This is a genomic window from Gracilibacillus orientalis, from assembly GCF_900114645.1.
Classification (GTDB): Bacteria; Bacillota; Bacilli; order Bacillales; family Amphibacillaceae; genus Gracilibacillus; species Gracilibacillus orientalis.
Genome location: NZ_FOTR01000016.1, coordinates 28,243 through 44,818 on the forward strand (window position 1 = coordinate 28,243; position 16,576 = coordinate 44,818).

A 16,576-nucleotide genomic window follows, 5' to 3' on the forward strand; every position below is an offset into this window, starting at 1 on the left:
TTATTTCCCCTCTATTTAAAACTTCTCTCACTGTAATACATGCTGCTTTATAGTTAATGCTATAGAATAAAATGGATATCGAATTGCTGTTGCTAGCACTCCTGCACTGCATTACTCATTGTTTGTAAAGGTATTGGCTACACCCATTTCAGTTGCCAAGTAGGTACGGATATGAGTACTGAAGTTCGTAAGTGTATTTATATTTTCATTTAAAATAGATTGTAGTTGTTTGTGATCAATTTGTCTATAGTGCTGAACAAGTGTCTTTCGCAATCCAATAATTGCTTCATACGCACGATTTTCATTCTCTGGAATAACATTTTCATCAATTAGAATATGAACAATGTCCAAGTAACTTCCTGGATCACGCATGATAAACCCATCGATCATCATATTTCCGACATCTAAGATATTTTCAATTAATAGATGTGTTATTCGTTCTAACGCTAAGTATTCAATAGATGATTGAAATTTATTCTCTTTCACTAACGCTAATGTTTGATCAAAATATTCTAATGTTTCATTCATTTTTCTCATATCAACAAAATACACCACTAATCCCCCTACATTTCCAAAACAAGTCTAACTATATGATACCATATTACAAAAGATGTCGTTAGTGATAAATTCCGATTAATTTGGTTGTATAAGATTGGACAGGATGCAAAATAGTAATTGTGCCCGAGTTTTGAAGATCAAATCCATTAGATTTCTTAGAACTGGCTTGATAAACATTTTCCAATCCTCCTGTTTGGTGTCCTTTAGTTAGAAAAATCCTTTTTATATCGAACAGCTAGATATATTCCTGAAGCGATAAATGCAAGAGAATACTTGAATAAGAAGAAAATTTGCCACATATAATCTTTTGGGAAAATTATGTCGGACAAAATTACTACCCATAATAAAATATAGGCACTTCTTAAATGTATTTGATTTGTTCTTTCGTCAGGTTTACCTATTTTTTGGGAATATGCATATATCAGAATCAAGCCAACTAAAAGCAATACAAAACCACTGCCTAGAAGCATATTCCAATTACCAGGTGATGCTTCCGCCCATGTTTTTAAAGGATAAAAGATTGTATGTGATATTTCATCAGGGTTATTCATTTGAATCATTTCCTTTCTCATAAGTAAAAATATCGTTAACATCAACATTAAAAAATTCGGCAATTCGATAGGCCAACAGCAGAGTCGGAACATAATTTCCTTTTTCCATTACGAAAATGGTTTGTTTGGAAACACCGACCTTCTCTGCTAATTCTTTCTGAGACATTCTGGCAAGCACACGATATTCATAAACCTTATTGGATATCGAATCACCAGACTTTTTTTTCATGACTATCACCTCTTAAAAAATATTATAAACTTTAATTTTATAAAAGTAAAGTAAACTTATACAAAAGATATAAATACTTTAACTAAAGATTGTATTACTTTGATTTAACAAGAGCGAGAATGCAGAAAGAACCTGACGTAAGTATGAATTTCGTCAGGTTCACATATCGATCTGGTTTAATTTAAGGTTTTTGATGGTGCATCTTATAATATTTATTAGTGCAATGGTGTGCTTTACTTTACCAAGTTTGCTCAATGCCTGATCCTCAGAAAGGGAGTATTTTTCCGCAGCAACGATCAAGCAATCATCAATAAAAGAATGAAAGAAGGCAAGTCTAAAAAAGATACCTTCGCAGTTGAAAATTTCATCGATAGCTGTTCTTTAAATAATTTACAGAAAAGGGAGAAATGACTATAATTTGGATTAGGGAGTGATGTTGATGAGTGATGAAAAATTAAAATTTATCAAAAATGAAACAGAACAAAGTACTACACGGCTTGTTAGTTTTAAAGGAGATATGGAGAGGTTTGATCTAGCGGTTATATCTTCTCCGGCATTCGGCGACGACTGTCTTGTAGTAGACCTTAATACGAATAAATACTCACGTATTAATATTGACAAACTTAAAGAAAATTATTATGTAGAACATGCTTTTCAATTCAATGAAATAGAAGCAGAGGATTTCAGGTTATTCATCAAGCCATTATTGAACGAAAACTAACACATCCTTATGTGTTAGTTTTCAATTTGTTTAACAATAAAAAAACGGCAACCAAAATTACAATATTCGTATAAATAATCTTCACAGGTACTAATTTTTGTATCAAAAGATGCTTTAGGGCTTTGATCATCATAAAACCCTTTGAGACGAAGCTGCTCATAACCCCAGTCTCCTACAATAAAATCATATTTACTTAAAATATCTGTAAATCTTTCCTTAAACGCTTCTTCCTCAAAACCGTTACGATAGTCCTTAATGATTTCATAACAATGACCTTGAACTTCTACCACTATATCTCACACCTTTTTTTGCAATATTCAAATTTAACAAAAGTTACTAGCATGAAATCAAAGTTTATAACCTAAACTAACGTTATCCTTTGAAAAATTAACTAGGGAGGCTATATCCTTTGATTCAGCGTTGCTTATTATTAACATTCACAATTTTTTTGCTTCTTTCTACTATAGCACATGCAGAAGAAAATGTGGATATCGATCAAGAAAAAATCAGCCTATATAAACAAATGGAAGCTATCACATTAATTCCTTGGTATTATTTAGCAGCAATTAACCGTTATGAATCCAATATTAATTCCGATCAGTCAGATGAAAATTCATTAATTAGGATCAAGATCCCTGAACAAAAATGGTATGGACTTACTCCTGCCAACGAACCAACTGCTGAAAGTGTACTTGAATTTTTTAATGGTATTGGAAGAGATGGTGATGGTGACGAAACAGCCGATCACACTAATGAATATGATATTTTATATACGATGGCCCATTATCTTCAACAATACGGACATTCAGATCAAGATATTCGCACAGCACTTTGGAATTATTATCACCGAGAATTAACTGTTTTATCTATTATGAACTATGCCCGTCTGTTTAAAACGTATCAAAAAATCAGTCTTGATGAAACAGCTTTTCCAATACCAAAAGGTTATAATTACACCTACCATAACACATGGGGTGATGCTAGAGGATTTGGTGGAAGGAGAATTCACGAAGGAACTGACATATTTGCTGGTTATGGAACACCAGTAAGAGCTACCACTTTTGGTGTTGTAGAGCTTAAAGGCTGGAATAAATTTGGTGGTTGGCGCATTGGTATTCGTGATATCTACAACAGATATCATTACTATGCTCATTTAAATGGATTTACTGATGGTCTGGAAATAGGTGATATCGTGGAAGCAGGGCAAGCGATCGGATCTGTCGGCTCCACTGGTTATGGCCCTCCAGGAACCTCTGGAAAATTCCCGCCCCATTTACATTATGGTATGTATAAAGATAATGGTAAAACAGAATGGTCATTTGATCCCTATCCACATTTAAAACGATGGGAAAGTAAAGATCCGTAAAGTGATAATCACTTTACGGATCTTTATATTTATTCTTTGGATGCAATTCTTGCTTTTATTATACTTGCTACTAAGCCGCCCCATATAATAACAATACCAATCACTGCCATAACTATTGCACTACCAGACATGAAGCAAACCTCCTTTTAGACGAAATTTATGATTCTTTATCTTTACTTGGCCATTTTTTAATAGTTATCACTGCACCTAACAACATCGCTCCAATTGCTACTAACCAGCCAAAGTTGAATAAGAAATCAAATGGGTAGTCCTCATATGGACGTGATACTTCCGTTTTCAAGTTTAGTATCATCATACAGCCTAATACAAGCGGTGTAATAAAACCTAAGCAAATTCTCCACCATATACCAAGTTTAATGTCTGATACAGAATTTGCATGATTTTGTAAATCTTTTAATGAACGAGCAAACCATGCTATCGCCACTACTTCAAATAGACCAGCTAAGGCAACACCATAGTTATTAATAAAGTGGTCAACAGTATCCAAGAGGTTAAGTCCACCTTGGGTCGCATAGAATAATGAAACGAGCAATGCAAGACCACCACCGCACAGTACCGCTGTCCCACGTGAAATCGAGAACTTCTCCTGTAAACCTGCAATATAGGTTTCTGAAATCGAGATCATGGATGATAAACCTGCTAAAAACAAGGCTGCAAAGAACAGGAATCCAAAGAATCCGGATGCAGGCATTTGACTAATGATTTCAGGGAACACCATAAACGCTAACCCGACACCACTTTCAACTACTTCAGATATATCTGTATCCGCTTGAACTGACATAAATCCTAGTGCCGCAAAAACACCAATACCAGCTAATAGTTCAAAAGATGAATTCGCAAAACCGGTGATAAACGCATTATTAGTAATATCAGACTTTTTGGGTAAATAAGAAGAATAAGTAATCATGATAGCAAATGCGATCGACAAACTAAAGAAAATTTGACCATATGCTGCAACCCAAACAGAACCATCAAAAATACTACCCCAATCAGGTTTAAAAAATGCATCTAAACCTTCCATTGCCCCAGGTAATGTAACTGCGCGAATAACAATAATGAAAAACACAATAAATAATGTCGGAATAAAGATTCTATTAGCAAACTCAATACCTTTCTTAACACCTCGTCCTAGGAAGAATAACACAATTACCCAGACAACAAGTAAAGGAATCATTACAGCAGGTACCACTGAACCGAATGTACCAGCATCTGCAAGGTTTAAAAAGTCCCCAACAAAGAATCCTGTCGGGTCATTACCCCACTTAGTTCCAAAAGAGAAATAGGCATACATAATAGACCAAGCAATAATAATTGGATAGTAAGTAGAAATAACGAATGAAATAAGGACTTGCCACCAGCCTATCCATTCCACACCTTTACTAATCTTCGAAAAACTTCTTGGTGATGAGCTACGATACTTATGTCCAATTGTATATTCCATAATCAGTAGTGGAATACCTGCCGTTAATAATGCAAATAAGTATGGAACAAAGAATGCACCTCCACCATTTTCAAAAGCTGTTGCAGGGAAACGCCAGATATTTCCTAAACCTACTGCAGACCCAATTGCTGCTAGAAGGAAACCTAGACGTGTGCCCCACTGTGATCTGTTTTCCATTAACCTAACTCCTTCCTTTTTAAATATTCTCTATATTAACAATAGTTTTAATCTTTGAAATTATATCGAACTTTTGAATATTCTGTCAAAGGAAAATATAGGAATATTTTATTATTCTAAATCTGGATCTATTGGAATAGAAAGATCAGATGATCCCTCTCCACCTTCATTATAATAATTCGGAACATCACCAGGATGAAATACTTTTGTTACAGGAATATCTTGAACCACTTTATACGGCTCGGAAGCAAAGGGTATCACTACCATCATTTCTACTGCTATATGCACATTAACATGAATATACGCGCCATTTATACCAGTTTCAACGATTTTACTCGTTAATTCTGTTTCAACACTACCAATCACTTCCATATTCACTGGTACTTTTGGCCCGAGATTAGCTAATATAGGAACCCCTAATGCTTGGCCTAAAGGAACTTCCACTAATAATCCTTGTTCTCTTACATCATTAAGTAATTCTTGTTCAGATGGCTCGAGGTCCATTTCTACCTCAAGAGGTACACCGGTTTCAGGCCGTTCCCCTTTCTCCAATAACTTAAGAAAATTTTCTACACGATATTGAACATTTCTTTGCACACGATTTTCAACTACTGCATTAAAAATATAATTTTCTACTCTTCCTTCATCGTCCTGTTGTACTTGTATTAAATCCCCAGCTTCTAGATCTTCATTAATCTTTTTGCTAACAGCTATTCCCATTGCTTGGTTGGCAATCTGCTCTACACGAAATTTCGCATAATCCATCAGTACTGGTTTGATTCCCTCGTTTACAATTAAAATACTTGTAATCATCACGAGAACAAAAAAGAAAAAAGAAATAATAACTAATTGATTAGCTGGAGGTGAACCTATTTTTCGTCTATTCCATTTTTTTCTCCGCATTATAAATCCCCCCAATTCATTCATATGATTGAAGGGATATATTTAGATATAATTATATAAATTTTTATCTACCTGTAATTAATTGCTCCATATTTACGATCATGACATCCAATACCTTTGATAAATCTAAATCATACGGCTTTACTTTTAAATCATTGTCTTTCAGCACTCGAACTACTGGACGTTCATACATTTGCGAATTTTGACGTGCAACTACCCCTTCTCTACCATCACTTAAATAAACGTTTAAGCCATTAGGATAAACTGCAATCGTCTTCTTAAACATTTCTACATGATGTAGGTCGAATTGAGTTCCTGCTCCACCATATAAGATTTCTAATCCTTCATGTGGCAACATCGCGTCCCGATATGTTCGATTACTTGTCACCGCATCAAAAACATCTGCTACACCTATAATTCTGGCAAATGGGTGAATATCATCCTTATGGATACCTCGCGGATAACCTGTTCCATCTAACCGTTCATGATGCTGATAGGCGCAGTGTGCAACATGTAGCGGAATATTATGAGATTTTCGCAACAAATCAAAACCATATTCTGTATGTGCTTGCATAATCTTAAATTCCATGTTCGTAAGTCTTCCTGGCTTATTTAAAACTTCTTCTGGTATAACTATTTTACCGATATCATGTAAAACTGCACCTAACCCCAATTGTTCCATATCTTTATTTTTTAAATTCAATGCCTGTGCTAGTGCAAGTGTATACATACTCACATTTAGAGAATGGGAATAGACGTAGTCATCAATAATAAATAAGTCAGATAAATAATGAATAACTTCATCATTTTTACTTAATTCTTTTGCAATTTCTTTTACTAATTGTTCTAATTTAAATGTAGCTTTTTCTAACAAATAATTATTTTTCGTAAGATCTTCTAATTCTAAAGATTGGAATGCCTCTTTTATTTTTTGAAGCGTTTCTATCCTTTGCTGTTCGGGAATCGGAGGATGAACAATGATATCATCTGTATCCTCATCACGAATAAATACATAGGTTATCCCTAAATTTTTCAAACGATCAACCATGGACTTGGTTAATTGCACATTTTTTTGTAATAAGACTCGACCATGTGCATCATATATAGGTTTTGCTAATTCAATTCCTGCTCGAATCAATTTTGTTGGAATTAATCTCATTTTCTAACACCCATCTGCTATTTTGGTAAAATTTTATCAGATAATGTCGGTATAATCTACTATTTTCATAACCTTTTTATTATTAAATGACTAAAACTAGTAAAATTGACCCTTATTTGTTTGCTATTTTCAACAATGCTTCTTCAATAATCATTCCTTCTTTCCAACCATAATTTTTTGAATGGTTGGTCACTTTATCCAGCTTAGCTTGTTGCAAGTCTTCGATTGTCTTCACACCGATAGCTCGCCCTGCAACAATGGGACGATCAGTCAATAGATCATTTAATAAATCTACATCTAATGCTCCACACATTACATACCCTACTTCATTCGTAATCACTAAAAGATTCGTATGTGGAAGCTTTACCGAAATCGCTGTAAAAGGATGATTCTTTATAAAAATTGGTTTCATTTCCATCACAAAAAAACACTCCTCTCCATATTAGAAAACGTGAATTATCGCGTTTTTCTTATACTTTAATCCATAAAAATTTCATACATTCTTATAGTTTAAAATATGAAGGGAGTGTATAATTGTGTCTATTATCATAACTACGATCTTAAGGCATCCGCCAATAAATCTCTCATGAACTCTGGCAAATAAAACTCCTTTGTCGTCGACCTGGCAATTTCCGGGAACATTTGTCCAAATGTAAACATATCTGCAGTCGCAAAAGTATACACCTTATCATGCTCAATTTCATGTCCATTAAAGGTAACATGGTGAACATGCTCAATTCCTGCTTCATCTATATCAGTATCAATGTCAATACCACTAAATATAAATTTACCCATGACTTTTCCGCGGAAACCAAAACCCTTTAACTCAAACCGCATAAGAGCCTCATCATGAGCACCACGTACAATCTCCAGTACTTCAATGCCTCTTAGTTTTACTGTACAAGGATTAATCGGATGAGGGCAAATCCGGTGTATGTCTCCATAAGTAACTTCGCCTGCTCCGATATTTTCTAACAATATGCCTGCATTTAACATACTGATATCAGCATTAGTCCAGTCTTTTAATTTATCTGTTAACGAGTCAATAATAGGAGTCTGTTCAAACCAATTAACGGTTAAACTGTTTTCTAAGTAAGTCACTTGCTTATTTAATAATTCTTGAGCCTGATTGTTCATTTTTTCCAGTTTGTTGACGGTATCTTGATCTTGACTCAAATGTTCGGTCTCCACTGTATATGCTTGTTTATTCACTATTTTATCTAATTGATGGTCCCACTCAATATGTACTTCTCCCACAAATTTTCCATGTTTACCGGCAGCAGTTAATAATGTATTTTGAATCTCTTTCCCATTTTTCAATAAATGATGGGTATGACCGCCAATAATTATATCAATCTCAGGATATCTTTCCGCGATTAATTGGTCTTCAGATAATCCTAAGTGAGAAAGTAATATCAGTATGTCGGCATCTCTTTTCAATTCATTAATTTCACGTTCTATATAATCGTATGGTGATTCAACATGCCAACCTAAAGGATGATAAAAAGCATTAAACGGTGCAGTCAGTCCAAATAATTTGATGTTTAAGTTCTCTTTCGTTTGTATCGTAATGCTATGTTGCAACCAAGATGGTTTGTTTTTATTTAACGGTTTTAAATTACCGCAAGTAACCTGAAAATTGGCCTGATCATATAAATGATATAAATGTTCATGCTCCAGCGTAATACCTTCATTATTTCCAATGGTTGCAAAATCAATGCCGGCTTCATTTAATAATTCAACATTAGCTTTTCCGTTGTAAGCTTCAGCAATTGGATGGAACCGGTCTACATGGTCCCCGATATCAATTCTCCAACTTTGTTCATCTGCTTGAGCATGCTGTTTTTTCTTTTTGTTAAAATAATGTACGATGTTCGGCCATTGATCAAAATGACTATGTAAGTCATTACAGTAATAAAAATGAATATGTTCGATCATAAAGACAAGCCCTCCCTAAAACAAACCTTGCCAAATTAAGCGCAAACCAATCAAAAATACGACGGTTCTTAATAAATACTCTACTGCTTTACTGGAAAGTTGTTGATTAATTTTCGCACCTAAAATTCCACCAAACCACGCACCTGGAATAAATGCCCATACATACATCCATTCTATATGACCTAATGCAATATGTGTAGTAGAACTTACAAGACTAAGTGCTAAGATCATAAACATGGAAGTAGCAGTTGCTATATGAGGCGGAAAACCGAACAGTATGATCATAGCAGGAACCATCAAAGAACCTCCACCAATTCCGAAAAAGCCGGACAACATTCCGACCATAAAAGCAATAGCAATTGCAATAAACGGTGAAAAAGTATAACGGTATGTGGTATCCCCTATCTTCACCTCACGAACCACTTTATGTGAAGTGTCCATATTTATGTTTTCTTTATCCTGATTGGGTGTTTTCTTAAATAAGAACATGGTAAAGATCAATAACATAAATATACCCAAAAACAGCGAAAATAAATCTGTTTCAACAAACTCGTTTAACCATGCCCCTAAAACACCACCAGGCAGGCTACCTGCAATAAAATATAATCCGCTTTTATAATCTATTCGTTTGCTTTTCGCATAAGCATAAGTGGATGACATTGCAGTAAATATCATAATAATCAAGGATATACCTACTACCGTACTTGCATCAGCCCAATCAAACAATGGGGTGATTGAATGAAGGATTAGTAAAATTGGCACCAGGATGACCCCTCCACCAAATCCTACAATACTTCCTAACATAGCTGATAATAATCCAATTAATAAACAAATAATAATAACCAAAAGTTATCCCTACAATCTCTTTGCTGTGATAAGTAACTCTTATTTATTATAAAGGTAACAGAGGAATTTATCCAATCAAGGATTTTGTATAAACGAAATTCCAAACAAGTTAATCAACTGGGATCAACTCAGAAGTGAATCTCTAATTTTATTCTCAATTAGCTGACAGATCCGATGAATTAGATTTCAAGAATCCGGTGTTTTGAATATCAATTTCTATACTTAAATCCATTTTCAACTCCTGATAGTATTTAGAACGCCAATCCTTCAATTCTCTCCGTGGTATTTTATTTCTAAAATGCTGCCCTAACCCTAAAATATCGGCTTCACTTTCTTGTAGTTTTGTGAACATTCCATCAAATCTTTCTTGCAAAATAGTACTTAGCTCTTCTTTAATTAACTCAATTGTATGATCATCTTTTGTTTCTAATAGGACTACTTTTAAATTAATTACATTTTCTAAACTGGGTTCATCATCGATAAAATTACTCTTGCTGTTAGTTTTATTGCTAATAATTAATACACTTGCATGATCGCTAACCTCAACTCTACCTTGGGCACTTTCTTCTTTGAAAGCATTAATAAGAAGGGTCTCATCAGGCGTGATTGTTTCCACCATTTTACCATTTTTCATAACTGCTGACCCCATATGCCTAATATTCGTACTTCCTCCTGAAACCACAATTGGAACAGCAACATCATGAGTATAAGAATGAACGCTACGGTATACTTGCCAAACCCTTGTTAAGGCTATTTGTGGAGTCCAGCCGGCATTTTTTTCAAAGAATTCAAACAGGTTTATAGCATTTACGTCTAAATCATTCGAGACTGTATTGAAAAACTTTTCAATGTCCTCATCACAAATAGTAACTAAAGCATTTGAGGATACATCTCTTGACCTCATAAAACCAGAAATGACATCTTTTACTCCCTCTTTCGCTAATTGCTTATCAATTAAAATCACTTTTACATGAAGTAAGTCTATTTGACTTTCCATATTTCCACTTAGTGTATCTATTGTTTTCGTTATGGTTTGTCCTGATTCCTTTATGATTCTATTTTTCATCTGACCTTCAACTGGCTCTGGAACCTGAAGAATAACTTGGTATTCTTCCCCTTCCTTGGATATTCCCATTGCCACAGGTAAAAGGCGATGATCAATATCTTTAGTATCCCAGCACCCCGTTAATGTGACTATAACAAAGACAAGAAATATTAATTTTAAACGTAATTTAACCATAGCTTATCTTACCTTCCTTTTGGATCTTACTCCAAAAATTAAAACCGAAAAAGGAATGACTAAAATAACGTAAAATCTAAAATAAGTATTCCACCAAAAAAGTTTTTCCACCACTTTCCAATCAGGTAACATTACACAAATAATGAATATCAATATAGAAAGGAAATATAATACATAGCTATGTTTCACAATTGGGACAAAATGAACAAGAATGCTAGAGACCATCCATAGTAACAAGGAAAGAAAAATCATAATAAAGATAAGTAAACTTATCAAAAAAAACATCGTGATTCTATCAAATACAAGCCAGCTTATATAAACGGAATCAAGGGCTGTAACAAAAGGGAATTGAAAAGTAGCAGAAGTTGCTTGTCCAAAAGTCAGGATTGGAACATACACTGAAAAGAGAAAAAATGGAAGAAGTAGGATTGCTGATAGTAACACTTTTTTTCTATCGTAAGTATGATATGGCTGTATAAAACCAAGAAATAAAAACACGCCAGCAAAAGAGAAAAAGCTTTTATAATAAGAACGATTTGAGATAAATGAATAATCAATATCAAATAAAGGAAAAAAGTATCTCCAGTCTACATTTTGAAAAGAAAGAATAAAAATAAATAAAAAAAGAGGCAAAAACACACATGCTACTATAAATGCAGTATGGAAAATTACGTTTAATCCTTTCGCAGCTATATAAGTCGCAATAAAAAGGAAAGGTATCATTGTAGCCCATAATGGTGTTTCAGAAAGAAAAACAATGTTTATTATTTCTGAATATGCTCTAACCGTAGTAATATTAGCTAAGAAAAAATAACCTATAATTGGTATTAAAAAAATTAAGGAAAGTCCCTTTCCCTTTTCCATGTAAATATCAATAATGTTTTTTCCTGGGAAATAACTTAAGCCTTTCATATAAATCCATATAAAAACAAGATGAAATACCATTCCAATAAAAATCGGTACCCAGTGAGTTCGACTTGCACTTTCTATTATATCTGTTGGATACATAAAAAAAATTAACCCGACATGTGTGATAAAATACATTAAAATTACCTGCAAGTTTTTATTCACCTTTTAATAACATCCCTTTCGAGATTGACGTTTAGATAAGATACTCCAAATGTTTTTAGACTAGATAAATAAGCTATAATTAATAACATTCCAGCTAAAAGACCAAAAACACCATATATAGATGCAAAAATAACGATTAAGTATTTATATAATCTTATGGATAGTGAATTTTGAACACCTACAATTGTAAAATTAGCAATAGTAGTCGCAGCTAAAATGATAATCAATAAATTACTCACTAGTTTTGCATCGACAATAGCCTGACCTAAAATAATACCACCCACCATCGTAATAGTAGGACCAATACTTTTTGGCAACCTTACGCTAGCTTCAAGAATTAATTCCAAAATTAATAACATAATAAGAACTTCAACTAACGCGGGATAGGGTACTCCTTGGCGGCTTTGGGCAATGGATAATGCCATCTCTATTCGTAAAACTCCTGGATTAACAGCTACAAGTGCTACGTATAAACCTGGCACTATTAACGTTGTCAAGAGTCCTAATACTCGCAGAACACGTATTAAGATCATTAAGGGATAAGGGTAATTGTGTTCATTTTCTATCGTAAACATATCCCATATTAAACTTGGAAGTATAAATGCAATTGGCAACCTATCTATAAATAATACAACTCTACCCTGGAGTAGCATTTTCACTGCTTCTGAAGGAAGTTCAGATGTGTGAAATTTAGACATTGTTAACCAAGGAGAAAAACCCAGTATATTAGATAAATCTTGTTGATTTTGTAATTCTTTTTTTATATTTTTTTCAATTTGGTTTTGCATTTCGCTTAATATATCTTTGTTGACATTACCTTCAATATACAATAATGCTAATTTTTTATTCTGCCTCTTTCCCATCGAATAAGAGTTGACACATAATTTCTCTGAAGTTTTTTCTTTTCTAATCAAACCTATATTGGTCTCGAGATCCTCAATAAAGGAGCTTTGCGAACCTTGTAGTACATTTTCGTTAGAAGGTGGCTCTATCGAACGATTCAGTTCCTTTGGAATAGGATCAACAACTACATATTGGCCTTTATTAGAGCAAATGATCAATTTTCCCTCAAAAATAGATTGAATAGCATCATCTATATTTCCTTCTTTCACTTCGCCTATTGTTTTAAGGAAATCATCCAAAGTCATATCAGGCGTATGCACACTTTTTGTATACTCCTGAAGAATATCTTTTGTTTTAGGAATATTGATTAACGTATTGAATCCCATTATCTCTACTATTTCTTTGTATAGATAAGTTTCCTGTTGAAAAAAATCATCGTAGTTTTTAAATCTTTTTTTTACTTTTTTGGAAACTTCACCCATAACTAAAAATCCCTTCATATCATAAGATTATAAATTTAACTTTCCTATTATTAACAGTTTTATACAGACATATACACATCATAATGATCGGCTTCAGCTCACCATTATAGTCAAACCCTTCTTATGAATAGCCGGATTAAAGTAATTACGTTTTTCCTCTTTACGATAATATAAATTGAACAAGGACCGATTGAAAAATCGGTCCTATCAAATGACGAATATACAATTGATCATTTCTCTTTATCATTGTCAAATTCACACGGATCATTTTCCTCTGCAAACTCAGTAGAATAAGCTAAGTTCCTTCCCTTTTCAGCACCTCTCTTATCTTCATCAGCTAAGGGAGTAAATAATAAAGGTAAGCAACATAAAGCACCGATTCCTACTAATGTATAGATGACTCTAGATAGTGGAGCATCTTGTCCTCCAAATATAGATGCAACCAAATCAAATTGGAATAATCCAATTAGACCCCAATTTATAGCACCAATTATTACTAATACTAAAGCAATTCGTATTCATATCATCTCCTTCATAAGAGTATTATTATACGATTGAACATTTATATTTAGCAATAAGAACCCACCACTTATTAGTGATGGGTGTGGAGCAACGGCTGTGTTTAGATATGAGGCCTGCTACTTTATTAGTATGGATTAAAATTTAAATAAATATGATGTATTTGCAGGAAATTTGTTGGGTGATGAAGAAGTGTATGTAATGATATTAGAAATTACCTCTCTATTACCAAATAGAGAGATCGATTAATTAGAATTTTTATTTTTGGCTAAAAAAGATAGTGATGGAGGTTTTATTAAAATGGAATTTATTATATCAGAAGAAAAGAAAACAAGGGTAATTATCAATACGGATGCTAAGAATGAAGTAGATGATCAATATGCAATTGTACATGCGGTTTAGTAGAGCAGCTCATTAATTTTAACAATCAAAGCGTATCGAGACCTTCAGAATACCGCTTGCTTGGTGATTCCCCAGCTGTTGGTGTAATACTATATTCAGATTGTGGTAAATGGACATGGAAACCCGCTCCTTTATTTGATGAAAATATGAAATATATTCATTCCGGTAAATATCGTCCTATCAAAGTATATGAGTCGATTGACTCTCGATTTATATTTGAGGACCTTTTTGCAAAGTTAGCTCAATTCTGTAGAAATTATGGTAACTAAGATCTAAACAATTTACAAAAAATAAAATGATTATTAATCAAGGTATTGTTCATAGCTTTAGTTACATAGAAAAAGGCTAAAATTAATTGGACAACTATTTACACCGTCATAGTTAGTGATACTTTTCGTGTTATTGCAAAGAAGCTCACGGATTTAGACATACTCATGATATTTTACAATTAGAAAGTGGCGCTAACTTAAAATATGTTGCACACCATTTAGGTCATCAAATATTAAAACAACCGCTGATAAATATCTATCCGACACTGCGAAGTAGGAAATGAGAAATGATCAGTTAGATGTTTTTCTGAATATAAAAAAAGATAACGAGATCGGCACAAAATCGGCTCGAACTCGTTATCCCTCATTTAATCTCACACATTGAAAGCTTAGTATATCAACTATTTATAGTCAATTAACCAATACTACCTTCCATTTCGAACTTGATAAGGCGGTTCATTTCTACTGCGTATTCCATTGGAAGCTCTTTTGTAAATGGCTCGATAAAGCCCATTACAATCATTTCAGTAGCTTCTTCTTCAGAAAGACCACGACTCATAAGATAGAATAATTGTTCTTCAGATACTTTAGAAACTTTCGCTTCGTGCTCTAATGAGATGTTTTCGTTTAGAATCTCATTATAAGGAATGGTATCTGATGTAGATTTATTATCCATGATTAGTGTATCACATTCGATATTGGAACGAGCATTATCAGCTTTTCGCCCAAAGTGTACAATACCACGATACGATACTTTTCCACCTTGTTTCGAAATCGACTTAGAAACGATTGTAGAAGATGTGTTAGGTGCTAAGTGGTGCATTTTCGCACCAGCATCTTGGTGTTGCCCCTTACCAGCTAAAGCGATAGAAAGTGTGTTACCACGTGCGCCTTCACCTTTTAAGATAACAGATGGATATTTCATCGTTAACTTGGAACCAATGTTACCATCGATCCACTCCATTGTTGCATTCGCATCACAAATGGCACGTTTTGTAACCAAGTTATAAACATTGTTTGCCCAGTTTTGAATGGTTGTATAACGGCAATATGCATCTTTCTTAACAAAGATTTCAACAACTGCACTGTGTAATGAATTGGTTGTATATGTTGGTGCCGTACAACCTTCTACATAGTGTACAGAAGCTCCTTCATCAACAATGATTAACGTACGTTCGAATTGACCCATGTTTTCAGAGTTAATTCGGAAGTATGCTTGTAAAGGTGTCTCCGTTTTTACGCCTTTTGGTACGTAAATAAATGATCCACCAGACCAAACTGCCGAGTTTAATGCTGAGAATTTATTGTCAGACGATGGTATTACTTTTCCAAAATATTCTTTAAACAGATCTTCGTTTTCTTTTAATGCGGTATCTGTATCTTTAAAGACAATACCTAAATCTTGTAAGTCTTGTTTTAAGTTGTGATATACAACTTCAGATTCGTATTGTGCAGATACACCAGAAAGATATTTTTGTTCTGCTTCAGGAATACCTAATTTATCAAATGTTTGTTTGATTTCGTCAGGTACTTCATCCCAGGAACGTTCAGAACGCTCAGATGGTTTTACGTAGTAAGTAATCTCATCAAAGTCTAATTCTGAAAGGTCGCCACCCCATTGTGGCATTGGTTTTTTATAGAATTGTTCTAATGCTTTTAAGCGGTATTCTAACATCCACTCTGGTTCTTCTTTCATGCGAGAAATTTCTTCCACTACTGCACGTGTAAGACCTTTTTCAGTACGAAAAATCGAAACATCTCTATCATGAAAGCCATATTTATATTCTTCTATTTCAGGTGCCTTTTTAGCCATAATATTACCTCCTATATTAGGATTTCT

Annotated in this window: 18 protein-coding genes; 2 read left to right on the forward strand and 16 right to left on the reverse strand. The window is 33.9% G+C overall.

Annotated features, from left to right (window positions below):
- Positions 1–111: 111 nt before the first annotated feature.
- From BM121_RS19585 to BM121_RS19595, 3 genes are all read right to left on the reverse strand, one after another.
- On the reverse strand, positions 112–552 hold the full coding sequence (locus BM121_RS19585) for a DUF86 domain-containing protein (protein WP_091485874.1): 441 nt from the start codon (positions 550–552) through the stop codon (positions 112–114).
- Positions 553–761: 209 nt separating this feature from the next.
- Complete coding sequence (locus BM121_RS19590) at positions 762–1,109, reverse strand: DUF2178 domain-containing protein (protein WP_175495511.1); 348 nt, start codon at positions 1,107–1,109, stop codon at positions 762–764.
- The gene (locus BM121_RS19595) at positions 1,102–1,338 is read right to left on the reverse strand and encodes a helix-turn-helix transcriptional regulator (protein ID WP_091485876.1); all 237 of its coding nucleotides are present in this window, start codon (positions 1,336–1,338) and stop codon (positions 1,102–1,104) included. Before BM121_RS19595 ends, BM121_RS19590 begins: the two co-directional genes overlap by 8 nt.
- Positions 1,339–1,777: 439 nt before the next feature.
- Between BM121_RS19595 and BM121_RS19600 the strand changes: the two genes are divergently transcribed.
- Positions 1,778–2,059, forward strand: coding sequence for an SAV0927 family protein (locus tag BM121_RS19600; RefSeq protein ID WP_091485879.1), 282 nt, complete (start codon positions 1,778–1,780; stop codon positions 2,057–2,059).
- A 14-nt stretch (positions 2,060–2,073) separates the two neighbouring features.
- Here BM121_RS19600 and BM121_RS19605 read toward each other — a convergent pair whose 3' ends face one another.
- Positions 2,074–2,349: a YutD family protein gene (locus tag BM121_RS19605; protein WP_091485881.1), complete on the reverse strand. Its 276-nt coding sequence runs from the start codon at positions 2,347–2,349 to the stop codon at positions 2,074–2,076.
- Between the two features lie 119 nt (positions 2,350–2,468).
- On the opposite strand from BM121_RS19605, the gene BM121_RS19610 reads away from it, so the two are divergent.
- Positions 2,469–3,425: a M23 family metallopeptidase gene (locus BM121_RS19610; RefSeq protein ID WP_091485884.1), complete on the forward strand. Its 957-nt coding sequence runs from the start codon at positions 2,469–2,471 to the stop codon at positions 3,423–3,425.
- A 29-nt stretch (positions 3,426–3,454) separates the two neighbouring features.
- Here the strand turns inward: BM121_RS19610 and BM121_RS21865 are convergent, their stop codons facing one another.
- From BM121_RS21865 to sufB, 12 genes are all read right to left on the reverse strand, one after another.
- Positions 3,455–3,556 (reverse strand): methionine/alanine import family NSS transporter small subunit, encoded by a 102-nt coding sequence (locus BM121_RS21865; RefSeq protein ID WP_139220293.1) that lies wholly within the window; start codon positions 3,554–3,556, stop codon positions 3,455–3,457.
- A gap of 26 nt (positions 3,557–3,582) precedes the next feature.
- Entirely contained in the window at positions 3,583–5,064 is a 1,482-nt protein-coding gene (locus BM121_RS19615; RefSeq protein WP_091485887.1) for a sodium-dependent transporter, read from the reverse strand.
- A 111-nt stretch (positions 5,065–5,175) separates the two neighbouring features.
- Complete coding sequence (gene yunB, locus BM121_RS19620; RefSeq protein ID WP_091485889.1) at positions 5,176–5,967, reverse strand: sporulation protein YunB; 792 nt, start codon at positions 5,965–5,967, stop codon at positions 5,176–5,178.
- Between the two features lie 64 nt (positions 5,968–6,031).
- Positions 6,032–7,126, reverse strand: coding sequence for an HD-GYP domain-containing protein (locus BM121_RS19625; protein WP_091485892.1), 1,095 nt, complete (start codon positions 7,124–7,126; stop codon positions 6,032–6,034).
- A gap of 112 nt (positions 7,127–7,238) precedes the next feature.
- The gene (locus tag BM121_RS19630; RefSeq protein ID WP_091485895.1) at positions 7,239–7,547 is read right to left on the reverse strand and encodes a YunC family protein; all 309 of its coding nucleotides are present in this window, start codon (positions 7,545–7,547) and stop codon (positions 7,239–7,241) included.
- A gap of 131 nt (positions 7,548–7,678) precedes the next feature.
- On the reverse strand, positions 7,679–9,064 hold the full coding sequence (locus tag BM121_RS19635; RefSeq protein WP_091485897.1) for a bifunctional metallophosphatase/5'-nucleotidase: 1,386 nt from the start codon (positions 9,062–9,064) through the stop codon (positions 7,679–7,681).
- 15 nt (positions 9,065–9,079) lie between these two features.
- The gene (locus BM121_RS19640) at positions 9,080–9,910 is read right to left on the reverse strand and encodes a sulfite exporter TauE/SafE family protein (RefSeq protein ID WP_091485900.1); all 831 of its coding nucleotides are present in this window, start codon (positions 9,908–9,910) and stop codon (positions 9,080–9,082) included.
- A gap of 154 nt (positions 9,911–10,064) precedes the next feature.
- Positions 10,065–11,150 carry a Ger(x)C family spore germination protein gene (locus tag BM121_RS19645; RefSeq protein ID WP_091485902.1) on the reverse strand — a complete coding sequence of 362 codons (1,086 nt, stop codon included), beginning with the start codon at positions 11,148–11,150 and terminating at the stop codon, positions 10,065–10,067.
- Between the two features lie 3 nt (positions 11,151–11,153).
- The gene (locus tag BM121_RS19650; RefSeq protein ID WP_091485905.1) at positions 11,154–12,209 is read right to left on the reverse strand and encodes a GerAB/ArcD/ProY family transporter; all 1,056 of its coding nucleotides are present in this window, start codon (positions 12,207–12,209) and stop codon (positions 11,154–11,156) included.
- An 8-nt stretch (positions 12,210–12,217) separates the two neighbouring features.
- Complete coding sequence (locus BM121_RS19655) at positions 12,218–13,546, reverse strand: spore germination protein (protein ID WP_091485908.1); 1,329 nt, start codon at positions 13,544–13,546, stop codon at positions 12,218–12,220.
- Between the two features lie 230 nt (positions 13,547–13,776).
- The gene (locus BM121_RS19660) at positions 13,777–14,064 is read right to left on the reverse strand and encodes a DUF378 domain-containing protein (protein ID WP_091485910.1); all 288 of its coding nucleotides are present in this window, start codon (positions 14,062–14,064) and stop codon (positions 13,777–13,779) included.
- Positions 14,065–15,151: 1,087 nt separating this feature from the next.
- A complete protein-coding gene (gene sufB / locus BM121_RS19670) occupies positions 15,152–16,549 on the reverse strand; it encodes a Fe-S cluster assembly protein SufB (RefSeq protein WP_091485913.1) in 1,398 nt (465 codons plus the stop codon).
- Positions 16,550–16,576 lie beyond the last annotated feature (27 nt).